This is a genomic window from Pedobacter kyungheensis (genome assembly GCF_000812965.1).
GTDB lineage: Bacteria > Bacteroidota > Bacteroidia > Sphingobacteriales > Sphingobacteriaceae > Pedobacter > Pedobacter kyungheensis.
Map to the genome: position 1 here is coordinate 1 of NZ_JSYN01000048.1, position 22,634 is coordinate 22,634.

At 39.6% G+C, this 22,634-nt stretch carries 19 protein-coding genes; 10 read left to right on the plus strand and 9 right to left on the minus strand.

All coding sequences use genetic code 11. The features are described from left to right. Window positions 1-179 precede the first annotated feature (179 nt). The 3 genes from pnp to OC25_RS25820 form a co-directional block, all read right to left on the minus strand. Window positions 180-2,315 (minus strand): polyribonucleotide nucleotidyltransferase, encoded by a 2,136-nt coding sequence (gene pnp, locus OC25_RS25810; RefSeq protein WP_039483118.1) that lies wholly within the window; start codon window positions 2,313-2,315, stop codon window positions 180-182. 176 nt (window positions 2,316-2,491) lie between these two features. Next, on the minus strand, window positions 2,492-2,776 hold the full coding sequence (gene rpsO / locus OC25_RS25815) for a 30S ribosomal protein S15 (protein ID WP_039483121.1): 285 nt from the start codon (window positions 2,774-2,776) through the stop codon (window positions 2,492-2,494). Between the two features lie 247 nt (window positions 2,777-3,023). Further along, on the minus strand, window positions 3,024-3,227 hold the full coding sequence (locus OC25_RS25820) for a hypothetical protein (protein WP_039483125.1): 204 nt from the start codon (window positions 3,225-3,227) through the stop codon (window positions 3,024-3,026). Between the two features lie 88 nt (window positions 3,228-3,315). Here OC25_RS25820 and OC25_RS25825 point away from each other — a divergent pair, with 88 nt between their 5' ends. After that, window positions 3,316-3,735, plus strand: coding sequence for an acyl-CoA thioesterase (locus OC25_RS25825; RefSeq protein WP_039483128.1), 420 nt, complete (start codon window positions 3,316-3,318; stop codon window positions 3,733-3,735). Window positions 3,736-4,056: 321 nt separating this feature from the next. After that, window positions 4,057-5,481 (plus strand): MATE family efflux transporter, encoded by a 1,425-nt coding sequence (locus tag OC25_RS25830; protein WP_039483131.1) that lies wholly within the window; start codon window positions 4,057-4,059, stop codon window positions 5,479-5,481. A gap of 81 nt (window positions 5,482-5,562) precedes the next feature. Here the strand turns inward: OC25_RS25830 and OC25_RS25835 are convergent, their stop codons facing one another. Together OC25_RS25835 and OC25_RS25840 are read right to left on the minus strand one after the other, a co-directional pair. Continuing rightward, window positions 5,563-6,660, minus strand: a complete 1,098-nt coding sequence (locus tag OC25_RS25835; RefSeq protein WP_039483134.1) for a hypothetical protein — start codon at window positions 6,658-6,660, stop codon at window positions 5,563-5,565. Beyond that, window positions 6,661-7,287: an ATP-binding cassette domain-containing protein gene (locus tag OC25_RS25840; RefSeq protein WP_039483137.1), complete on the minus strand. Its 627-nt coding sequence runs from the start codon at window positions 7,285-7,287 to the stop codon at window positions 6,661-6,663. 331 nt (window positions 7,288-7,618) lie between these two features. On the opposite strand from OC25_RS25840, the gene lepA reads away from it, so the two are divergent. Both lepA and OC25_RS25850 read left to right on the plus strand, forming a co-directional pair. Continuing rightward, the gene (gene lepA / locus OC25_RS25845) at window positions 7,619-9,406 is read left to right on the plus strand and encodes a translation elongation factor 4 (protein WP_039483140.1); all 1,788 of its coding nucleotides are present in this window, start codon (window positions 7,619-7,621) and stop codon (window positions 9,404-9,406) included. A gap of 76 nt (window positions 9,407-9,482) precedes the next feature. Continuing rightward, window positions 9,483-10,364, plus strand: a complete 882-nt coding sequence (locus OC25_RS25850) for a bifunctional 5,10-methylenetetrahydrofolate dehydrogenase/5,10-methenyltetrahydrofolate cyclohydrolase (RefSeq protein ID WP_039483144.1) — start codon at window positions 9,483-9,485, stop codon at window positions 10,362-10,364. A 260-nt stretch (window positions 10,365-10,624) separates the two neighbouring features. Here OC25_RS25850 and OC25_RS25855 read toward each other — a convergent pair whose 3' ends face one another. Further along, complete coding sequence (locus OC25_RS25855) at window positions 10,625-10,960, minus strand: Rieske (2Fe-2S) protein (RefSeq protein ID WP_039483147.1); 336 nt, start codon at window positions 10,958-10,960, stop codon at window positions 10,625-10,627. A gap of 107 nt (window positions 10,961-11,067) precedes the next feature. On the opposite strand from OC25_RS25855, the gene OC25_RS25860 reads away from it, so the two are divergent. From OC25_RS25860 to OC25_RS25870, 3 genes are read left to right on the plus strand one after another with little or no spacing between them, the layout of a single operon-like run. Further along, window positions 11,068-11,691: a 7-carboxy-7-deazaguanine synthase QueE gene (locus OC25_RS25860; protein WP_039483150.1), complete on the plus strand. Its 624-nt coding sequence runs from the start codon at window positions 11,068-11,070 to the stop codon at window positions 11,689-11,691. A gap of 36 nt (window positions 11,692-11,727) precedes the next feature. Next, complete coding sequence (locus tag OC25_RS25865) at window positions 11,728-13,614, plus strand: OmpA family protein (RefSeq protein ID WP_039483154.1); 1,887 nt, start codon at window positions 11,728-11,730, stop codon at window positions 13,612-13,614. A gap of 38 nt (window positions 13,615-13,652) precedes the next feature. Beyond that, window positions 13,653-14,069, plus strand: a complete 417-nt coding sequence (locus OC25_RS25870) for a DUF6526 family protein (protein ID WP_039483157.1) — start codon at window positions 13,653-13,655, stop codon at window positions 14,067-14,069. A 247-nt stretch (window positions 14,070-14,316) separates the two neighbouring features. Here OC25_RS25870 and kdsA read toward each other — a convergent pair whose 3' ends face one another. Beyond that, entirely contained in the window at window positions 14,317-15,129 is an 813-nt protein-coding gene (gene kdsA, locus OC25_RS25875; RefSeq protein ID WP_039483160.1) for a 3-deoxy-8-phosphooctulonate synthase, read from the minus strand. A 143-nt stretch (window positions 15,130-15,272) separates the two neighbouring features. After that, window positions 15,273-17,462, minus strand: coding sequence for a DNA helicase RecQ (recQ, locus tag OC25_RS25880; protein WP_039483164.1), 2,190 nt, complete (start codon window positions 17,460-17,462; stop codon window positions 15,273-15,275). A 91-nt stretch (window positions 17,463-17,553) separates the two neighbouring features. Here recQ and OC25_RS25885 point away from each other — a divergent pair, with 91 nt between their 5' ends. Both OC25_RS25885 and OC25_RS25890 read left to right on the plus strand, forming a co-directional pair. Further along, on the plus strand, window positions 17,554-18,522 hold the full coding sequence (locus tag OC25_RS25885) for a KpsF/GutQ family sugar-phosphate isomerase (protein ID WP_039483167.1): 969 nt from the start codon (window positions 17,554-17,556) through the stop codon (window positions 18,520-18,522). Between the two features lie 14 nt (window positions 18,523-18,536). After that, window positions 18,537-19,628: a mannose-1-phosphate guanylyltransferase gene (locus tag OC25_RS25890; RefSeq protein ID WP_039483170.1), complete on the plus strand. Its 1,092-nt coding sequence runs from the start codon at window positions 18,537-18,539 to the stop codon at window positions 19,626-19,628. A 318-nt stretch (window positions 19,629-19,946) separates the two neighbouring features. Here the strand turns inward: OC25_RS25890 and rlmB are convergent, their stop codons facing one another. Next, window positions 19,947-20,714: a 23S rRNA (guanosine(2251)-2'-O)-methyltransferase RlmB gene (rlmB, locus tag OC25_RS25895; protein WP_039483174.1), complete on the minus strand. Its 768-nt coding sequence runs from the start codon at window positions 20,712-20,714 to the stop codon at window positions 19,947-19,949. A 200-nt stretch (window positions 20,715-20,914) separates the two neighbouring features. On the opposite strand from rlmB, the gene dnaB reads away from it, so the two are divergent. After that, window positions 20,915-22,477 (plus strand): replicative DNA helicase, encoded by a 1,563-nt coding sequence (gene dnaB, locus OC25_RS25900; protein WP_039483176.1) that lies wholly within the window; start codon window positions 20,915-20,917, stop codon window positions 22,475-22,477. Window positions 22,478-22,634 lie beyond the last annotated feature (157 nt).

Below are 22,634 nucleotides of genomic sequence, written 5' to 3' on the forward strand. Positions count from 1 at the left end.
TGTGCGAAAGTTTTAAGTTTGCTGATGCAAGATATATTTGTACGAAGTAAAAGTTTTATACAATGGTTAGAAGAAAAGTTGATATTTCACTTTCAATGTATAAACAAAAACCCTTTCAGTAAACTGAAAGGGTTTTCATTATTGAGACGCTGAAACAAGTTCAGCATGATGTTTACCAATTAAGCTTGCGGAGCAGCTGGTTTTTCTGGCTTAGGCAATAGAACTTTACGCGAAAGTTTCATTTTACCTTGCTTATCGATGTCTAATAATTTAACCTCGATTTTATCGCCTTCTTTCAACACACCATCCATGGTTTCTAAACGTTGCCATGAGATTTCAGAGATGTGCAATAATCCATCTTTACCTGGCATAATCTCAACAAATGCACCAAATGGCATAATTGATTTTACTTTACCCTGGTAAATTTCGCCAATTTCTGGTTTAGCTACAATGTTACGGATACGGGTAACAGCTGCATCAATTGATGCTTTGTTATCTGCAAATACTTCAACGATACCTTTTCCGTCAACTTCCTCGATTGAGATTGTTGCGCCGGTTTCGCGTTGCATTTCCTGAATAATTTTACCTCCAGGACCGATAATAGCACCGATAAATTCTTTATCAATAGTTAAAGAAACAATACGTGGTGCGTGTGGTTTGTAATCCTCATTTGGCTGGCTGATGGTTTTCTTCATCTCGTTTAAGATGTGTAAACGACCCTCTTTAGCCTGTAATAAAGCTTTTGTTAAAACTTCGTATGATAAACCATTGATTTTTAAGTCCATCTGGCAAGCAACGATACCGTTTTCAGTACCAGTTACTTTAAAGTCCATATCACCTAAGTGATCTTCATCACCTAAAATATCAGAAAGGATTGCATATTTACCAGTTTTCTCGTCGGTAATTAAACCCATTGCAATACCCGAAACAGGAGATTTGATTTTAATACCGGCATCCATTAACGCTAATGTACCAGCACAAACTGTTGCCATTGATGACGAACCGTTTGATTCTAAAATATCAGATACTACACGGATGGTATATGGATTAGCTTCGCCCTGAGGTAGAACTTTTTTCAAAGAACGTTGTGCTAAGTTACCGTGACCGATTTCGCGACGACCTGCGCCTCTGTTAGGTCTAACCTCGCCGGTTGAGAAACCAGGGAAGTTATAGTGCAATAAGAATTTCTGGTAACCGTTAAAGAAAGCACCGTCAATCATTTGCTCATCATCTTTACTACCTAACGTAACGGTTGTTAAAGATTGTGTTTCGCCACGAGTAAATACAGCTGAACCGTGTGCTGCAGGTAAATAACCTACTTCACTCCAGATAGGGCGAATTTCAGTTGTTTTACGACCATCTAAACGGATACCTTCATCTAACAATAAATTTCTGATCGCATCATACTGAACATCATGATAATAATGTTTAGCCATTGCTTTAGTTAAATCAGCAGTATCTTCTGGCATTGCTTCGAAGAATTCGTTAATAATTGCAGTGAAACCAACTTTACGCTCATCTTTATTCGAACCAGATTTCGCTAATGCATAAACTTTATCGTAAGTATCAGCATAAACCTTTGCTTTTAAATCAGCATCATGGTCTTCGTGGTTATATTCGCGTTTTACAGTTTTACCTGTAGCTTCGGTTAATTCAACCTGGATAGCACATTGAACTTTAATTGCATCGTGTGCAAATTTCAATGCCTCAACCATTTCATCTTCCTGAATTTCATCACACTCACCCTCAACCATACCGATGTCGTTAGCCGAACCAGCAACCATAAACTCTAAAGTTGCACGCTCTAAATCGCTGGCATATGGATTGATTACCAATTTACCATCAATTTTAGCAACACGTACTTCAGAAATCGGACCGTTAAAAGGAATATCTGAAACTGCTAATGCAGCCGATGCAGCTAAACCAGCTAAGCAATCAGGCATGATATTTTTATCAGCAGAGATTAATGAAATCATCACTTGTGTATCAGCGTGATAATCTGATGGGAACAAAGGACGTAAAGCCCTGTCAACCAAACGGGAAATTAAAACCTCGTAGTCAGATAATCTGGCCTCACGACGTAAAAAGCCTCCAGGGATACGACCTGTAGCCGCGTATTTCTCCTGATAATCAACCGATAAAGGTAAAAAATCAGTACCTGGTTTTGCACCAACCGTTGATACTACTGTTGCTAACAACATCGTATCGCCCATTTTTACTACAACCGAACCATCGGCTTGTTTAGCCAGTTTACCAGTTTCAATTTCTACAATTCTGCCATCGCCCAAATCGAACGATTTTTTTATTACATTCATTTAAATAGAATTATGGTGTGTTTTCCTCTTTCTACACACCGTTGTTTATATATGTTTTTGTTTTTGCAAACGAAGATAAAATTAAAAACTCATCTGTAGTCATCCAAAGTCAAATTTTTTCTTTAGAAAGTAAAAAGCCATTCCCTAAAGAATGGCTTTTACAGATAAACTTACGCTTATTTTTGTTTAATGATATCACGCAACTGAAGAGTTTTGATGATAGCACGATAGCGCTCAATATCTTTTTTGTATAGGTAAGCCAAAATACCGCGGCGTTTACCTACCAATTTTTGAAGTGATAACTGTGTAGAGAAATCTTTACGATTTTTCTTTAAGTGTTCTGTTAAGTGCGCAATACGGTATGTAAATAACGCTACCTGACCTTCTGCAGAACCAGTGTTGGTTTCTACTTTGCCGTGCTCTTTAAAGATTACAGCTTTTTTCTCTGGACTTAAATACATTCTTGAATAATATTAAAGCAATAAAATTAATTAATTGTGGCGCAAAGATAAGGCTATTTTTAATTATAAGCAAGTGTTTATTAAACGATAATAAATACCTAACTATCGAATCAGGACTTGGAAAGCAAGGTCCTGTTCTTATCTAATGCGGCATTAAAGCAAAAAGGATTTCCGTCAAGTCGGGTTTAGAAAATCTGAAACAAAACAAAAAACTCAATCTCGCTTATTCAAATGACATGTAGGAAAATTAAATAATAGGCTTACGGATCACTAACCCATTACCCTGAGGCGATTTTAAAGGCCTGCCACCATTCATGACAACCGAAATCCGGTTAAGTTGTAATACATTAAAAAAGTGCTGCTCGGAAGTTTGGCTTAGATAAACACTTTCACGCTCTTCAACAATTGTTTCGCGTGGAATATTAATGTCATATAACTTAAGCTTTCCCATTTCATATCAAAAATACTAAAAACAGATGAAATATCTTTATTTCAGGATATCAAAACCTTATTTATACTTTTGCAGAAACATTTTATAAGTGGAAAAGAATCAATACAGCATTTTCGAAAGCGAGTTACGTGTACGTCCTGACGATATAGACATGTTTAACCATGTACATAACAGCAAGTACCTTGACTATGTATTGGCTGCCCGCTATGAGCAGATGGAGAAGTTTTACGGCATGCCCTGGGAGCATTTTACTAAACAAGGCCTGGGTTGGGTGGTAAGCCGGGTAGATATCAGCTTTAAACGCCCCCTGCTGATGAACGACCTGATGCTCATCCGTACCGGAATTTTAACCATGCACGATAAAGGTTGCTCAGTACAATTCGAAATCATTAATAAAAAAACCAATAAAGTAGCTTCGGATGGGATCTTTGATTACGTCCTGATTGATTTAAATACCAACAGAGGTACCAAGGTTACCGAAGAAATGATTAAAGCTTACAGTATATGAAAGTGATTACACGGATTTATTGGATTACACCGATTATTGAGTTACAAGGATCAAAAATATTAATCAGTGGGTTCCGTGCCTCCCCGCCTGAACAGCTGGGCAGTTGTGACAAAAATCAATCACCAACTCAAAAAATCGTCATCAAAATTTGACGTTTAATATTTTTCGTTATCTTTGGTCAATCAAAAAGGCCAGAACAATGATAGTATCTGCAATCCGTTTGAGGTTCTAAATAACCGAGGATTCCCTCCCATTTCAATTTTAAATATGTACGCGTAATGCGTATCATTTGGTTTATTTATTACATTTTAATTTCATTATATGTCACAGTCAACCCAGACAAAGGGCAAACTATCTTCTTTTTTCGAGCTACTTGTACAATCAATTAAAGGTCACGAGGTTGATTTAACTGCTATCAGCATAAAAAGGGCCATTATATTACTGGCCATCCCGATGATGCTGGAAATGGCCATGGAATCTGTTTTCGCGCTGGTGGATCTGTATTTTGTTGGCCACCTGGAAAACAGTAGTAATGCCATCCAAACTGTTGGGTTAACCGAGTCGGTTTTAACCATTATTTATTCGCTGGCCATTGGTTTAAGTATGGCTGCTACAGCAGTTGTTGCCCGTAGAATTGGCGAGAAAAATCCTGAGGCTGCCTCAAAAGCAGGTATGCAGACCATTGTAATTGCGGTAAGTATTAATCTTATCATTAGCATTCTAGGGGTAATTTATGCCCGTGATATTTTATTGCTGATGGGCGCCACTGCCGTAACCGCCGATCATGGTACTGCATTTGTTCGTATTATGATGGGCGGTAGCATCATTATTGTGCTCCTGTTCCTAATTAACGGAATTTTTAGAGGTGCAGGTAATGCAGCTATTGCGATGCGGAGTTTATGGATCGCCAATATTGCCAACATTATCCTCTGCCCCGTTTTTATCAACGGCTTTGGTCCAATACCTGCATTTGGTTTAACTGGTGCCGCCATTGCCACTACCATTGGCCGGGGCTTGGGGGTAACTTACCAGATTTACAATTTATTTAACGGTAAAAATGCTTTAAAAATTCAAATCAGTCACTTTATCCCAGATTGGGAGCAGATTAAAGCCATTATAAAAATTGCAGCGCCGGCTATTTTCCAGTTTGTAATAGCAAGCTGTAGCTGGGTATTTCTGGCCGAACTGGTGGCTACAACTGGCGGAGATACAGGCTCAGCAGGTTACCAAACAGCTTTGCGTTTAATGATGTTTTTTATGCTACCTGCCTGGGGATTAAGCAATGCAGCGGCTACTTTGGTTGGCCAGAATTTAGGCGCCGGACATATAGACCGCGCAGAAAAATCGGTTTTTCAAACCTTAAAATACATTATCATTTTTATGGCCGTGGTAAGCGTATTGTTTTTAACCTGCGGCCATTTGTTTGCTGCATTTTTTACCGCCGATGAACAGGTAATTGGCGTTGCCAGTAAAGCGCTTAAAATTTTAAGTATTGGCTTTGTTATTTATGGTGCTGCGATGGTTTTTAGCAGCGCGTTTAATGGTGCCGGCGATACGTGGACGCCGACAAAAATCAATGTTTTTGCCTTTTGGCTGTTCCAGATTCCTTTTGCCTACTTTTTAGCCAGGTTTTTAGAAATGGGTCCAACCGGCGTATTTATTGCCATACCAACCGCAGAAGCAGGTATTGCGGTAGCTGCCTACATTTTGTTTAAAAAAGGTAAGTGGAAGAAAACAGTGGTATAAGCACTTAAATTTAACCACAGATTGGAAGAGAAGGCAAATCTGTGTTGATCTGTAATAATCTGTGGTTAAAATTTCTGTTTGCTATTCTGTAATTGCTTTTAAATCGGTTTTATTGAAAAATTGCAGGTAATAAAAACTGCAGCTAACCAATAACAAAACGCTGAATAAAAGACCATAATGTACCAGAATAGCCCACATAGCTATAAAAAAGAAAAACAGCAAGTATTTCAGGTAGCGATCCATATCTAATTTTACGATATTTAGTATAGTTAGCATTAAATGTAAGCTTGCCAGACCAAATAAAAACGCGGTAAAAAAGGTATAAAGCATACTATGGCTTGCCATCATTGCGAATATCCATTCTGGAATTAAGATTATGGCGAAGATCAATAGCCAGTTAAACACACGCTTAAATACCGGAACAGGCATACTTTTTACGAAATTCAAATAAGATATTTCGAATTTAAGCAGGCTGTAAATTAAAACAGCATGGCATAAAACCGAGGCCAATAGCCCGACCAGTACTACCCTTTCATCTGTATCAGCATCGGCAAACATCCACAACATGCCTTTAAAAAAAATGAACGATAACCCTTTACACATCAGCAACATTAAAGGTTGCTCGTTTAGCAAATGAAAAATGGGCCAGCTGAAATACGGGCGTTTCACTTGTATGCCTGTACTAAGCGACCTTCGTTCCCGCTTTAAAAATCCAAAAGTTACCGAACGAAAGGTGAGCCACGATAATATCACGCACAGTAGTGTAAACACGAAAACAATACTTAAAGCGCTCCAAAACAAATGATATTTAAAACTTAGAACGATTAATAAAACCACATAAACACCTATTGGTAAAAGCATTACCAAAAATAATTTAAGCCAGAGTTTAAGTTGCATGTTTACATGTAATGCAGCTGTTTCGCGTACATAACTATATTGTGCCTCTGCAAGTTTCTGCCTGACAAAAAACAGTACTTTAAGGCTGTATAAAAACCAGGAAGTAAAAACAATAGCCATACCAACTGGCGAAGTAATTCCAGACAGCAACAATGCTTTTTGATAACCCATCAATTGCGAAGGTTCTACCACACCAAATAAAATATAAATACCTACCAGAAAAAAACCGGCATGCTGCTGGTAAAAAGATTTGGCCAATGTATTGACTAATAGCTTTAACATTTATAACCTAATTACCTGTTTATCATAAATATTAAATACACCATCAAGTTTCAGTTTATCAGCACTAACCTCCTGATGAGAGGATAATAGGAAAGACTTACCTTGTGCAGCTTGCGCCTTAATGAGCTGGTAAAGTTTATCGGCCGATGCTATATCGATGGTGATGAGGGGTTCATCTAAAATATACAAGACCGGATTGCCAATAAACGCACAAATTAAAGACAACTTTTTAAGCATGCCACTGGAGTAACCGCCTACCTTTTGGTTTAAAAAAGCCGACATTTCGAAGTAATCGGCCAGGTTAGCTGCCTGGCTAGCTTTTGCGTTACGGGTTTCGGTGTAAAAATCAATCTGTTCCTGGCCGGTAATAAATAACGGGTATTGTGGTTCGGCTTCTGCAAAACTGATTATGCTTCGAAACTTTACCGGTTCTTTTTTAAGATTAACCCCATTGAGTTCGACCTCGCCTTTAAAAGGTGTTTGACCAGATATAATGCGGAACAGGGTAGATTTACCGGTACCGTTCCCTCCTTTTAACCAATGGATTCCGGGATCGATTTTCCATTCGCGAAAGTTTAAAACTTCATTGCTGCCGTATTTTTTATAGATATGGTTTAAGCTGAGCAAAATGTATGGGTTTGGTTATAATTAGAGTAAAAAGCTTGCCAATTGTTACGTATTAAGCACCATGTCTGGAAAAGGTGACCCAAGCACCAGTACCTGTTGTTTAATAAACCTGACGGCAACGGCATCCTTTTTGGCTAAGCGACATTCAGTTTAAAGCTGATTACAGCCAAAAAGATATAGTGAAAGGCAGGGCCAAAATTGCCGAAATGCAACTGGCTTTGCTTTTCTGATTACGCAGAAAAATACAAATTTTAATCACCCCAAAAAATCATGGATTTCACTTTCTGTAACAGCTTACAAATTCCATTAAAAAACATATCTTTGCGCAAAGATGAAGCATATACGTAATTTTTGCATTATTGCACACATCGACCATGGTAAAAGTACCCTGGCTGATCGGTTATTAGAATATACAGCGACAATTTCGCAGCGTGAAGCGCAGGCGCAATTGCTCGATAATATGGATTTGGAGCGCGAGCGAGGCATTACCATTAAAAGTCATGCCATACAAATGAACTATAAAGTTGGTGGTGAAGAGTATGTTTTTAACTTAATTGACACCCCTGGACACGTAGATTTCTCGTACGAGGTTTCTCGTTCAATTGCCGCCTGTGAGGGTGCCTTATTGATTGTTGATGCCTCTCAAGGTATCCAGGCACAGACCATTTCGAACTTATATCTGGCTTTGGAGCACGATCTGGAAATCATTCCGATCCTGAATAAAATGGACTTACCAGGTGCCATGCCAGAGGAAGTTAAAGACCAGATTATTGATTTGATCGGTTGTGACCGTGATGATATTATTCCTGCTTCTGGTAAAACAGGAATGGGAATCCCCGAAATTTTACAGGCTATTGTTGACAGGGTTCCGGCTCCGGTTGGCGATACCGAAGCGCCATTGCAAGCATTGATTTTCGACTCTGTATTTAACTCATTCAGGGGGATTATCGCGTATTATAAAGTGGTGAACGGCGAAATTAAAAAAGGTGACAAGGTAAAATTCATCAATACCGGTAAAGAATACCTGGCTGATGAAGTTGGTATTTTGAAACTGGATATGTCGCCACGCAACGTGGTTAAAACCGGTGATGTAGGTTACATTATTTCCGGAATTAAGGAAGCACGCGAGGTAAAAGTTGGTGATACCATAACAACTGTTGGCAGACCAGCTGATGGTGCCATTCAGGGTTTTGAAGAGGTTAAGCCAATGGTATTTGCCGGCATCTACCCTGTTGATACAGAAGATTTTGAAGAATTACGTGAAGCAATGCACAAGTTGCAGCTAAATGATGCATCTATCGTTTTCGAACCGGAAAGTTCTGCTGCTTTAGGTTTCGGTTTCCGTTGCGGTTTCCTGGGTATGTTGCACATGGAGATTATCCAGGAACGTTTAGAACGTGAGTTCGACATGACGGTAATTACAACGGTACCCAACGTATCTTACGTGGCGCATACCACCAAAGGTGTCGAAATTACCGTAAATAATCCATCTGATTTACCAGACCCAAGTAAACTGGATTCGGTTGAAGAGCCTTTCATTAAAGCAAATATCATTACCAAGGCGGAGTTTGTTGGTCCGGTAATGTCGCTTTGTATTCAAAAACGTGGTATTATTGTTAATCAATCTTACTTAACTTCAGATCGTGTTGAATTGGTTTTCGAAATGCCAATGGGCGAAATTGTATTCGATTTTTACGATAAACTGAAAACCATTTCTAAAGGTTATGCTTCATTCGATTATCATCAGGTTGGTTACCGTAAATCGGATTTAGTTCGCTTAGATATGTTAATTAATGAAGAGCCTGTTGATGCGTTATCTTCATTAATTCACCGCAGTAATGCTTATGATTTCGGTAAGAAGATCTGCGAAAAGTTAAAAGAACTGATCCCACGTCAGCAGTTTGAAATTAAAATTCAGGCTTCGATCGGGGCTAAAGTTATTGCCCGAGAAACATTGAGCGCTTTACGTAAAGATGTAACCGCGAAATGTTATGGTGGTGATATTTCCCGTAAACGTAAGTTATTGGAGAAACAGAAAAAAGGTAAAAAACGCATGCGCCAGGTGGGTAACGTAGAAATCCCGCAATCGGCATTTATGGCGGTTTTGAAATTAGATTAATATTATAATCAGGATACAAGTATCAGGTAGCAAGACAGCTTGCGAAGCTTGATACTTGATACTAGATACTAGAACAATGAAACTACTAGACGGTAAATACGTATCAGAAAAAGTTAAGGTTCAGATTGCTGAAGAGGCAGCTGAGTTTTTGAATAAAACAGGTCGCAAGCCACACCTTGTAGCGATATTAGTGGGTAATGATGGTGGTAGCGAAACTTATGTAGCCAGTAAAATGAAAAACTGTGAAAAGGTAGGTTTTAAATCTTCGCTTCACCGTTACGATAACTCGGTTACCGAGGCTGAATTGTTGGCTAAAATTGAAGAAATTAACCAGGATGCTGATGTGGATGGTTTAATTGTACAATTGCCTTTACCTAAGCACATCGACCCTGAAAAAGTAACTGAAAAAATTGATTACCGTAAAGATGTAGATGGTTTCCACCCGGTAAACCTGGGCCGAATGATGCGCAACTTACCTTGCTTTATTCCGGCAACTCCTTATGGTATTTTATTGATGTTACAGGAATACAATATCGATACAACTGGCAAACACTGCGTTGTAGTTGGCCGTAGTAACATTGTAGGTAGCCCGATGAGTATTTTAATGGCGCGTAATGCGAATCCAGGTAACTGCACCGTAACGCTTACCCACTCGCGTACGAAAGATTTAAAAGAGCAGGTTTTACAGGCAGACATAGTTATTGCAGCTATTGGCAAAAAGAACTTTGTTACTGCTGATATGGTTAAACCAGGTGCTATTATTATCGACGTGGGTATTAACCGCGAAAATTCTACCGAAACCAAATCAGGCTTTAAGCTCTATGGCGACGTTGATTTCGACAATGTTGCCCCCATTTCATCGTACATTACTCCGGTACCGGGTGGTGTAGGTTTAATGACTATTGTAGGCTTGTTGAAAAACACATTGGCTTCGGCAAGGAAAGAAATTTATTCTTGAGACTAAAGCCGAAAGCTTAAAGACTAAAGCATTGAAAGCGGTTCATTTTGGATCGCTTTTTTAGTTTAGAGGATCTGGCCAGATGTTTGGGGTTGGAGTCAGTTAACCCATTTAAACGATTAACCAGTTAACCTTAATGCAGTTTGCAATTGGCGGTTTGCAGTTACTAATGACCAATGAACTAATTACCTAATTTTCAGTTAACAGTTTGTCTGGCAACAATCTAACAATTATAACCATACAATTACCCAGTTCCCCTATCATCCCCAAAGTTTACTCCACCAGCTTTCTTCAAAGCCGATATACAAACCATCTTCTCTTAGCTCAGTCGGATAGATCCTAATATAATCTCCCTGCCCTTCTGCTCCCCTTCCGGTTTCGAGGCTATACTCGTAGCGGTGAATCGGGCATACCAGATTTCCGTTTTTACACCAGCCCCCACTAAAATGTCCACCGGCATGCGGACAATGCGATTGCGTGGCAATAATTCTATCTTCGTTATTAATTATACAAAGCTGCTTCCCATCAACCGAAATGGTTTTAATGTCATCGGCACGGGGAATCTGATTGCTATTTAATGCTTTAAACCACTTCATAGTGCTAAAATACAGCAAATAAATATCAGTATTATTTCATCTTTCTATTAAATTTAGAAATAGGAACGGCATCACCATATTTTTTTAGGATATTTGCAACCTCAAAAATGAAACAAGACATTCCAGAAGACGGCACATTACTTCCTTTAATGGAAGAATTTTACACCATACAGGGCGAAGGATTTAACACCGGCAAAGCGGCTTATTTTATCCGTTTAGGTGGTTGCGATGTAGGCTGCCACTGGTGCGACGTTAAAGAAAGCTGGGATGCCGAAATGCACCCGCTAACGGCTTCGGATGTTATTGTAGAAAATGCCGACCGCTTTCCGGGTAAAGCTGTTGTAATTACAGGTGGTGAGCCTTTAATTTATAACCTCGATTACCTGACCAGTAAACTGAAAGAAAGAGGTATTCTTACTTTTATCGAAACTTCTGGCGCTTACCCCCTTTCGGGCAACTGGGACTGGATTTGCTTATCCCCTAAAAAGTTTAAAGCGCCAAGGCCAGATATTGCACCTTTTGCGAATGAGCTCAAAGTAATTGTTTTCAATAAAAGCGACTTTAAGTGGGCAGAAGAATATGCAGCAATGGTATCCCCTGGTTGTAAACTTTACCTTCAGCCAGAATGGTCTAAATCAAAGGAAATTACTCCCATGATTATCGATTATGTAATGGCCAACCCGAAATGGGAAATTTCTTTACAAACACACAAATTTTTAAATATTCCTTAAAAACGATACATTAGCTTTGTAACCAAAGTTTAATGTATGAGGTTTTGTCTGTTCCTATGTTTTAGTTTTTTAAGTTTTTGTGTATTTGCACAGAATTCTGGTAATAAAAAAGCACAAAATGCTTTCGAAAATGCTGGCGCTGCAATCCAAAAACAAGATTTTTCCGGTGCTGAGCAATTATTGAAAACTGCAGTTGAAAGCGATCCGCTATTTCAAAATGCCTTCATTGTCTTAGCCGGTGTTTACAAAATTCAAAGAAAATATCCCGAAGCTAAAGGAGCTTATCAAAAAGCGATCCTCATCAATAAAAATGTAAAACCTGAAGTGACTTTTGGTTTGGCTGAAACCGAATTTGCTACACAAGATTACATCAAAGCCAAACAAGATTTCGAAGCATTTCTAGCACTCGATGCTTCATCAGATCGCGCAAAAAAAGCAAAAAAATACCTGCTGGATTGCGATTTTGCCATTTCGGCCGTTAAAAAACCTGTAAAATACTCGCCAACCAACTTAGGCCCTGGGGTAAACACCACCGACGCAGAGTATTTCCCTGCATTGACTGCAGATGGCGAAACCTTGATATTTACCCGTCAGGTTAACGGCAACGAAGATTTCTGGACATCACAATTTAAAAATAACGCCTGGGGCCAGGCTACACCACTTTCGGCTAAAATAAATACTGCCCGTTACAATGAAGGTGCACAAACCATTTCTCCCGACGGCAAATATCTTTTTTTTACCGGATGTAACCGTCCGGATGGATTGGGCCGATGCGACATTTATGTTTCGCACCGCGAAGGCAAAGACTGGGGCGAACCTTATAATGTAGGTAAACCGGTAAACTCCGAATATTGGGAATCGCAACCGGCGATTAGCCCTGATGGCAGAACGCTGTATTTTATCAGTAATCGCCCCGGTGGTTCTGGTGGTTACGATATCTGGAAAAGTACCATTACCGATGATGCCAAATGGGGACCTGCTGTAAACCTGGGTCCGGATATTAATACGGCATACGATGAAAACACGCCCTTCTTGCATGTAGACGGAAAAACCCTCTATTTTTCGTCGGATGGATGGCCTGGTTTTGGCAATAAAGATATTTACTACAGCCGGATGGATGACAGCGGAAAATGGCAGAAACCAATTAACATTGGATATCCTATCAATTCGTTTGATGATGAAAGTGGTTTGGTAGTAAGTGCCGACGGGAATTTTGGTTTGTTTTCTTCCAATTTAAAGAATGGCTTTGGTACGCAGGATATTTATAGTTTTGGAATACCTGAACAGGCCAGGCCAGCTAAAGTTACCTATGTTAAAGGTATAGTTAGGGATAAAGACACGAAGAAAACCATTGAAAGTAATGTTCAGGTGATCGATCTCAAAACCAATAAAACTGTTTTTGATGATTATACCGATCCTGAAACAGGCGAATTCTTAGCCGTAATGCCAATTGGAAGCGATTATTTATTTAACGTTAACGCAGAAGGCTATTTGTTTTATTCAGAAAATTTTGAACTCAAAGCTGCAGACATTAACAAACCATACCAAATTGAAGTAGCGATTGAAAAAATAAAGCAAGGAGGAAATGTAACGCTCCGCAATATCTTTTTCGATACCAACAAATTTAACTTACTTCCTGCCTCTATTCGCGAGCTCGATTTACTGATCGATTTTCTGCACCAAAACGAATCGGTTAATATCGAAATTCAAGGGCATACTGATAATGTTGGCGATGATAAGATGAACGAAAAATTATCTTTTAACCGCGCCAATGCGGTTTACGATTACCTGATTAAAAACCAGATTGATGCCAAAAGACTCACTTTTAAAGGTTTTGGGGCAAGTAAGCCAATTGCAGATAATAAAACTGAACTAGGCAGGAAAAATAACAGGAGGACTTCTTTTATTATCACCAAAATATAATGCATCTGATGAAATAGTATAGCGTAGAAAAAATAAATATGGCACAGAACTACGAAAACCATAAAAGATTTTATCCACCCTTTCATTTTTTTGCAATACCATTGGCAGTTATAGGCTTTGGTTTTGCCATTTATGTATGCGTTACTTTCACCAGTATCATTACAGGCTTAATTGTACTTGCATTTTTCCTAATTTCTATTAAAGCTGTAATGGCACGCATATTTGCACTCAAAGCGCAGGATAGAGCAGCAAGGGCTGAAGAAAAATTGCGTTATTACATCCTGGCCGGGAAAGCGCTTCCAGGAGAGTTAAGCATGGGACAAATACTAGCTTTACGATTTGCCGGAGATGAAGAATTTTTAGCTTTAGTGGATAGAGCCCTAGCTGATCAATTGTCTCCCAATGAAATTAAGAAAGCAATAAGGCATTGGCGTGGAGATTACAACAGAATATAAAGCTTTTATGTCGGTCGGTGTTGACACCAACCGATAGATCAATTTAACGCTGTCATTCTGAACGTAGTGAAGAATCTCTCTCAAATGAAAAACACATTTACAAAAAGATGCTTCACTGCATTCAGCAAGACAATAATAACAAATTTAAGTAAGGTCAGATGTTCCCATCTGACCTTAATAAGTTTTAATTACATTGCTGAGCAATTGCTTTAAGATTGCCAGTCAAGCTGGCAATGACGACTGGCTATTAAAGTATCGCTTGTCTGATACGAATTAGTTTCGTTAAAGTTTCTTCCAATAAATCTAAATGCAGCATGTTGGCTCCATCCGATTTGGCATTAGCCGGATCGGGATGCGTTTCAATAAACAAACCGTCTGCACCAACAGCAATAGCCGCTTTGGCAATAGTTGAGATCAGTTCGGGTTTACCACCAGTTACACCGCTGCTTTGGTTGGGTTGCTGCAAGCTATGTGTACAGTCCATTACTACCGGCACGCCAAAACTTTGCATTTCAGGTAAACCACGGTAATCTACAATCAAATCCTGGTAACCAAAGGTATTTCCGCGATCGGTTAAAATAACCTTATCATTTCCGGCCTCTTTAATTTTCTCAACAGCAAATTTCATCGAACCAGCTGATAAAAACTGGCCTTTTTTTACGTTAACTACTTTACCGGTTTGAGCGGCAGCAATTAATAAGTCAGTTTGACGGCATAAAAATGCAGGAATTTGCAATACATCAACATAAGCCGCCGCCATAGCAGCCTCATCGCTTTCGTGAATATCGGTTACGGTTGGTACACCAAACTCGCGACCAACCCGCTCCAGGATTCTTAAAGCTTTTTCATCACCAATACCTGTAAAAGAACTTCCTTTGCTCCTGTTAGCCTTGCGGTAAGAGCCTTTAAAAATATAAGGGATTTTAAGTTTATCAGTTATCGTAATAATCTTTTCGGCAATGCGCATGGCAATTTCTTCTCCTTCAATAGCACATGGACCAGCCATTAAAAAGAAATTTCCTGTGTCGGTATTTTTAAGTTTATCTAAGTAGTTTATCATTTTTGAGATGTGAGACTTGAGATATGAGATATGAGTTACCTCTAATCCCATATTTCCAATCTAGTTTTTAGTATCGAGATGTGAGAAATGAGATATTAGAATGAGTTTGTCTCAAATCTAATGTCTCACCTCTCATATCTTGCTTAATTTCCTAGTTCTGACATGAATTTAATGCGCATCAGCTGAATTTCTTCGCGCGTATAATCAGTTTCGCCAAGCTCATTTAAGGCTTCATCGATAGAATCGCTTTCAGCAGCCCTGAAATAATCAAAAACCTCGTCTTGTCTGTCATCATCAATTACTTCGTCAATGAAATAATTCAGGTTCAGCTTTGTTCCGGAGTTTACAATCGATTCTACCTCTTTCAGGATTTCCTCGTAAGTAATGCCTTTTGAATCTGCAATGTCTTCGAGGCCAATCTGGCGGTCGATATTCTGGATGATAGATACCTTCATTTGCGATTTATTGGCCTGGGTTTTAATAATCAGGTCAATTGGGCGCTCAATGTCGTTATCCTCAACATATTTTTTAATCAGTTCGATAAATGGCGTTCCGAATTTCATGGCTTTACCAGAGCCTACACCCGAAATCTGGCGCAACTCTTCCATGGTAATTGGGTAATGCGTACACATTTCCTCTAACGATGGATCCTGGAAAACCACAAATGGAGGTACATTTTTCTGCTTGGCGATTTTTTTACGTAAATCCTTAAGCAGTGATAAAAGATGCGTATCTAAAGCTCCAGGGCCTTGTTTAACGTCATCATCATCATCGTCGGCACCACTTTCAATCGGCTCGTTTAAAATAAATTTCAAACTATAAGGATTAACAATAAAGTCTTTCCCTTGTCTGGTTAATTTTAATAAACCATAGTTATCGATATCCTTGTACAGGAAGTTATTTAAAACGGCCTGACGCACAATTGATTTCCACATCAACTCGCCATCTGCTTTCCCAATTCCAAATTCGGGCACTTTACTGTGCTCGTAAGCAATGGTTTGGGCGGTTTCTAAACCTAAGAAAACATTTAGTAAATGGGCATCGTCAAACTTCTCTCCTGTTTTTTCAATGAATTTTAAAAGCGTAGACAACTGATTTTCAGCATCAAACTGTTTTTTAGGCTTTTTACAATTATCGCACATGCAGTTACAGCCTGTTTCGTTAAAGTTTTCGCCAAAATAATGCAGAATCTGTTTACGGCGGCAAACGCCCGATTCGGCATAATCAATTACCTCTTTTAATATCTGTGTACCAATTTCTCTTTCAGAAACCGGTTTATCTTTCATAAACTTGGCCAGCTTATCTACATCTTTTTGCGAGTAGAAAGCGATACAAACCCCTTCGCCGCCATCACGTCCGGCCCTACCGGTTTCCTGGTAATAACCTTCCATGCTCTTAGGCACATCGTGGTGGATTACAAAACGAACGTCCGGCTTATCTATTCCCATACCAAAGGCAATGGTTGCTACAATTACCTCGGCATCTTCCATCAAAAATTTATCCTGTGTTTCGGCCCTTACTTTCGCATCCAGACCAGCATGATAAGGCAAGGCACTGATCCCGTTTAAATTTAAAGCTTCGGCTACTTCCTCTACTTTTTTACGGCTCAGGCAATAAATAATCCCCGATTTACCTGGGTTTGATTTGATGTATTTGATAATCTCTTTGGTAATATCGCGCTTGGGACGGATCTCATAAAACAAGTTTGGCCTGTTAAATGACGATTTAAACAACGTAGCCTCTGTCATCCCCAGGTTTTTCATAATATCCTGCTGCACTTTTGGCGTAGCCGTAGCCGTTAAGGCTATAATTGGAATATTATTGCCTAAACCTGCAATAACCTGTTTTATTTTACGGTATTCAGGCCTGAAATCGTGCCCCCATTCAGAGATACAGTGTGCTTCATCCACCGCAACGAAAGAGATTTTAATCAGGTTTAAAAATTCAATATTATCTTGCTTCGCCAGCGATTCGGGCGCAACATACAATAATTTAGTCTGGCCGCTTAAGAGATCAGATTTAACTTGCGTAATTTCAGATTTATTGAGAGATGAATTCAGAAAATGAGCGATACTGTCATTTCCACCAAAAGCCCGCAATTGGTCTACCTGGTTTTTCATTAAAGCAATTAACGGAGAAATCACAATTGCCGTTCCTTCGCTCATTAGAGCTGGTAACTGATAGCAAATCGACTTCCCTCCGCCTGTAGGCATAATCACAAATGTGTTATTGCCTTCTAAAATATTTGTTATGATCGACTCCTGATCACCCTTGAAATTGTCAAACCCGAAGAAATTTTGTAGGTTATCAAATAACGACTTTTTCACGTCCATTTTGTGTAATAAAATATGCGATGCTATTTTTCTATCCAAAATAACATAATTTTACAAGAATTTCAAGTATTAACAGACAATTATTTTCTCTTTGAAAAGTAAAAAATCAATTATTCAATCGGCTATAAGCACCCTGGAGCTCGAAGCAGCAGCAATAATGAATGTTGCCCGGAACATTAACGACGATTTCGAAAAAGTGGTAACCAGCATTTTACAGTGTAAAGGCCGCGTGATTGTAACCGGAATTGGCAAAAGCGCCATTATTGCCCAAAAAATTGTGGCTACTTTTAACTCGACCGGTACACCAGCCATATTTATGCATGCCGCCGATGCCATTCACGGCGATCTGGGCATGATCCAGATAGATGATGTTATTATCTGCCTTTCCAAAAGCGGTAATACTCCGGAAATTAAAGTACTTGTTCCTTTACTTAAAACCTCAGGCAATTTGTTAATTGGTATGGTGGGCGAATTAAGCTCCTTCCTGGCAGAACAGGCCGACCTGATTTTGAACACCGCTTTCGAAAAAGAGGCTTGTCCGCATAATCTGGCTCCTACTACCAGCACTACTGCACAGTTGGCTTTGGGTGATGCCCTGGCCATTTGTTTGCTCGAATGCCGCGAATTTAACGAAGCCGATTTCGCCAAATACCACCCGGGCGGATCGTTAGGTAAAAAACTTTATTTAAAAGCCAGAGACCTGGCCTTATCTAACGAAAAACCATCTATTTCTCCAGCTGCGCCGGTAAAGGACGTATTGATTGAAATTAGTAAAAACCGTTTGGGTGCTGTGGCTGTTGTAGATAACGGTAATCATATACTTGGGGTAATTACTGACGGCGATATCAGGAGGATGTTGGAAAACAACAATACAATTGAGCATTTAAAAGCCGAAGATATTATGGGCAGAACGCCAAAAAGTATCCAGCACGATGCTTTGGCAGTAGATGCCCTGGAGATTATCAAACAAAATAACATTACACAGTTGTTAGTTCTGGAACAAAACACTTACTTTGGCATCATCCATTTACACGACCTCCTAAACGAGGGGATAGTGTAATTTTAAAACATAAAATGAATAAAGATTATTATGCCTTAATTATGGCCGGCGGCGTAGGAAGCCGTTTTTGGCCGGTAAGCAGAACAGAATACCCGAAACAATTTATTGATTTCTTTGGCGTTGGGAAAACGCTGATACAAAGCACTTATGACAGGTTTTTAAAAATCTGTCCGCCGGACAATATTTTTATCGTTACCAACGAAATTTACGTCGATTTGGTAAAAGAACAACTGCCGCAATTAAGCGAAAACCAGATATTAGCAGAGCCTTTACTTAGAAATACAGCACCTTGTATTGCCTACGGAAGTTTAAAAATTGCGGAATTAAATCCGAACTCAACCATTGTAGTTGCCCCTTCTGATCATACCATAGGCAACATGGATGAGTTTGTAAGGTCCATTGAACAATCGCTTGATGCAGCCTCAAAAAACGACTGTCTGATTACTTTGGGCATTAAACCGAATCGTCCGGATACGGGGTATGGCTACATACAACACACTGATTACGTACTCAATACAGATACCGACCTGCACAAGGTTAAAACCTTTACAGAGAAACCCAACCTGGAGCTGGCTAAATCATTTATTCAGAGCGGCGACTTTTTATGGAACGCTGGGATTTTCATCTGGTCATCTAAAGCAATCCTAAAAGCTTTTGAAAAACATTTGCCTGATATGTATGAAATATTTAATGTGGGCAGGGCAGAATTGAATACAGCAGGAGAAAAAGAATTTATCAATAATGCCTATTTCCAGTGCACCAATATCTCTATCGATTTTGGCATCATGGAAAAAGCAGAAAATGTGTATGTACTCCCGGCTGATTTCGGCTGGTCGGATTTAGGCACCTGGGCATCGATTTATGAAATGGCCGAGAAAGACTATGTAGGCAATGCTGTAATCCCGTCAGAGCAGGTAATTATGTTCGATTCATCAAACTGCATGGTTAACGTACCTAAAGATAAACTGGTTATTTTACAGGGCCTGCACGATTATATTGTAGTAGAAAACAACAACATGCTAATGGTTTGCCCAAGAAACGAGGAGCAACGTGTTAAAGAATTTGTTGCCGAGGTGAAGTCGCGTTTCGGTAATAAATTTATTTAAAAGAGGTAAGATGTGAAAGTTAATATGGAAGATGTAAAGTGAATCTGAACGTCTTCCATATTAAGTAATTTCATCATTAAGAAATTAAGCACATTAAGGTTTAATTTACGATGCTATCTAACACGCTTGCCATTGAAAATTGGAATTTGGTTATTGGTTATTTACTTCCATCCTCCCTTTTCCATCTTCCACATTAAGTCGCTTCACCATTAAGAAATTAAGTACATTAAGGTTTTTATTTATGATCCCTTTTAATGCACTCTCGATTGGTCATTGAAGATTGAACATTGGTTATTGATTATTGACCATCCCCTTACCTTAAATCGTTCTTTGTCTGATGGCTTCGTATAAAATTACCCCGGCGGCTACCGATACATTTAGCGATTCGATTTTACCGGCCATAGGTATTTTAGCCAGATGATCGGCTACCCTTAACAAATCGTTCGAAATTCCTTCATCTTCCGATCCCATTACAATAGCTGTTGGCATAGTGTAATCAGGCGCGTAAATCATATCGTTAGTTTTTTCGGTACAGGCAACTACCTGTAAGCCGCTATCCTGTAAAAACAAACAGGTTTTATGCAGGTTGGCATGGCGGCAAATGGGAATACTAAATAAAGCACCTGCTGATGTTTTAATGGCATCGGCATTAATCTGAGCTGCATTTTTTAGCGGCACAACGATGGCATGCACACCCACACAGGCTGCTGTACGGGCAATAGCGCCCATGTTGCGTACATCGGTCACACTATCGAGCACCAGAACCAGCGGCACCTCTCCTTTTTCAAAAATAGCAGGTATAATGTCTTCAATATTTTGATAGGTAATAGGTGATATTACCGCAATAACTCCCTGGTGGTTTTTCTGCGACATCCGGTTCAGTTTCTCAATCGGAACTGAGTTAAGCGGAATTAAGGTATCTTTTAAAAGCGACTTTAACTCTAAGAACAATTCGCCACCCAAACCACGTTGCTGATAAATGGTTTCAATATCTCTACCGGCTTTAACAGCCTCTATTACAGCCCTGATCCCAAATATAAACTCATTATTCTCTTTTGCGCGTTGCGGTCTTCTAAAATTATCCATGTTTTGAAATTGTTAGGCAAAAGTATTCAAATAAAATCTTTTAGCCCTTATCTATATTATTCTTATTCACATTTAATTGTTCAAAAAAAAATATCCCGGTAAAAAACCTCAAAAAAATCAATTTGATTATGCTTCAATTTGTTAACAAACAGTAACAACTAATTCAAGCAAGCCCGTCAAAATTTAACTACTTTTGTGGAATGAGTAACGATAACGAACAAGGCGGAAAAAACAGCTTCGCTGCCCGAAAGGCCAGACTAAGCAATACCATTAGTGCACAGGGAAAAATCCCACCACAGGCTTTAGACCTGGAAGAAGCAGTTTTGGGAGCGCTTATGCTCGAAAAAGATGCCCTATCTGCGGTAATTGATGTTTTAAAACCTGATGTTTTTTACAACATTGCCCATCAGAAGATTTTTGAGGCGATTCATATTCTATTCCAGAAATCGAAACCGGTAGATATTTTAACCGTTACTTCAGAATTGCGCACCATGGGTGCCTTAGAAATTGTAGGTGGTGCCTATTATATTACGAGCTTAACCAACCGGGTAGCTTCGGCGGCAAACATCGAATTTCATGCCCGTATCATTTCACAAAAATATATCCAGCGCGAGCTGATCAGAATATCTACTGAAATTATCACCAACGCTTACGAAGATACCACTGATATTTTCGATTTGCTTGACCAGGCCGAAAAAGGACTTTTTGAAATTGCCCAAAACAACCTGCGTAGAGATACCCAGAAAATGGAAGATATCGTGAAGCAGTCGCTGGCATCGCTTGAAGAGCTAAGAACCAAAACTGATGGTTTAACAGGTGTACCAACTGGCTTTACAGGCTTAGACCGTATTACCGGTGGCTGGCAGAAACAAGATTTGGTAATTATCGCTGCCCGTCCGGCGATGGGAAAAACGGCCTTCGTATTAACCTGTGCACGTAACGCCACGGTCGATTTCCAAAGGCCTTGCGTGGTGTTCTCGCTCGAGATGTCGTCGGTACAGTTGGTTAACCGTCTTATTTCCGGAGAAGCCGAAATTGAGCAGGAAAAAATCAGGAAAGGAAATTTACAGGAATGGGAATGGCAACAGCTACACAGCAAAATTGGCCGTTTAACTGAGGCTCCCCTGTTAATTGATGATACACCGGCGCTAAATATTTTTGAGTTCAGAGCCAAATGCCGGAGGCTAAAATCACAATACGATATTCAATTGGTAATTGTCGATTACTTGCAGTTAATGCATGGTAAGGGCGAAGGTAAAGGTGGCGGTAACCGTGAGCAGGAAATTGGTAGTATATCGAGGGCCTTAAAATCGGTAGCCAAAGAGCTGGATGTACCCGTACTGGCACTATCGCAGTTAAGTCGTGCGGTAGAGAGCAGACCAGGTTTACAGGGAAAAAGGCCAATGCTATCCGATTTACGTGAATCGGGTTCAATTGAGCAGGATGCGGATATGGTACTGTTCTTATACCGTCCTGAATATTATGGCATTACCGAAGATGAGCAAGGCAGATCGCAGGCGGGTATTGGTGAGGTAATTATAGCCAAACACCGTAACGGTGAAACCGGTATTGTACCACTTAAATTCGTTGGTAAGTTTGTTAAATTCCAGGATCTGGAAGATGATTTTGATGCACCACCAAGTTCGTTCGCAGCCGATCCATCAGCAGGAATGTATCCATCGCAGGATTTTGAAAAGCAAAGCAATGTGATTATCCGTCCTTCAAAAATGGATGATTACAGTGATGATGATCCACCGTTTTAATAATCACTGGGTATCCCGGGCCTCCCAGTGAATCCCATTGTGTGTACACTTTTTTGCAATTCCTTTTACAGTATCGTCATTGCCAGCTTGACTGGCAATCTTAATGCAGTAAAAATGCCAGGAGCAGATATCATTTGAAAAATAACCTATAATTATA

Excerpts from the sequence above, each read along its gene's own strand:
- pnp (WP_039483118.1), bottom strand. The coding sequence starts at position 2,315 with ATGAATGTAATAAAAAAATCGTTCGATTTGGGCGATGGCAGAATTGTA.
- rpsO (WP_039483121.1), bottom strand. The coding sequence starts at position 2,776 with ATGTATTTAAGTCCAGAGAAAAAAGCTGTAATCTTTAAAGAGCACGGC.
- OC25_RS25820 (WP_039483125.1), bottom strand. The coding sequence starts at position 3,227 with ATGGGAAAGCTTAAGTTATATGACATTAATATTCCACGCGAAACAATT.
- OC25_RS25830 (WP_039483131.1), top strand. The coding sequence starts at position 4,057 with ATGTCACAGTCAACCCAGACAAAGGGCAAACTATCTTCTTTTTTCGAG.
- OC25_RS25835 (WP_039483134.1), bottom strand. The coding sequence starts at position 6,660 with ATGTTAAAGCTATTAGTCAATACATTGGCCAAATCTTTTTACCAGCAG.
- lepA (WP_039483140.1), top strand. The coding sequence starts at position 7,619 with ATGAAGCATATACGTAATTTTTGCATTATTGCACACATCGACCATGGT.
- OC25_RS25850 (WP_039483144.1), top strand. The coding sequence starts at position 9,483 with ATGAAACTACTAGACGGTAAATACGTATCAGAAAAAGTTAAGGTTCAG.
- OC25_RS25855 (WP_039483147.1), bottom strand. The coding sequence starts at position 10,960 with ATGAAGTGGTTTAAAGCATTAAATAGCAATCAGATTCCCCGTGCCGAT.
- OC25_RS25860 (WP_039483150.1), top strand. The coding sequence starts at position 11,068 with ATGAAACAAGACATTCCAGAAGACGGCACATTACTTCCTTTAATGGAA.
- OC25_RS25865 (WP_039483154.1), top strand. The coding sequence starts at position 11,728 with ATGAGGTTTTGTCTGTTCCTATGTTTTAGTTTTTTAAGTTTTTGTGTA.
- OC25_RS25870 (WP_039483157.1), top strand. The coding sequence starts at position 13,653 with ATGGCACAGAACTACGAAAACCATAAAAGATTTTATCCACCCTTTCAT.
- kdsA (WP_039483160.1), bottom strand. The coding sequence starts at position 15,129 with ATGATAAACTACTTAGATAAACTTAAAAATACCGACACAGGAAATTTC.
- recQ (WP_039483164.1), bottom strand. The coding sequence starts at position 17,462 with ATGGACGTGAAAAAGTCGTTATTTGATAACCTACAAAATTTCTTCGGG.
- OC25_RS25890 (WP_039483170.1), top strand. The coding sequence starts at position 18,537 with ATGAATAAAGATTATTATGCCTTAATTATGGCCGGCGGCGTAGGAAGC.
- rlmB (WP_039483174.1), bottom strand. The coding sequence starts at position 20,714 with ATGGATAATTTTAGAAGACCGCAACGCGCAAAAGAGAATAATGAGTTT.
- dnaB (WP_039483176.1), top strand. The coding sequence starts at position 20,915 with ATGAGTAACGATAACGAACAAGGCGGAAAAAACAGCTTCGCTGCCCGA.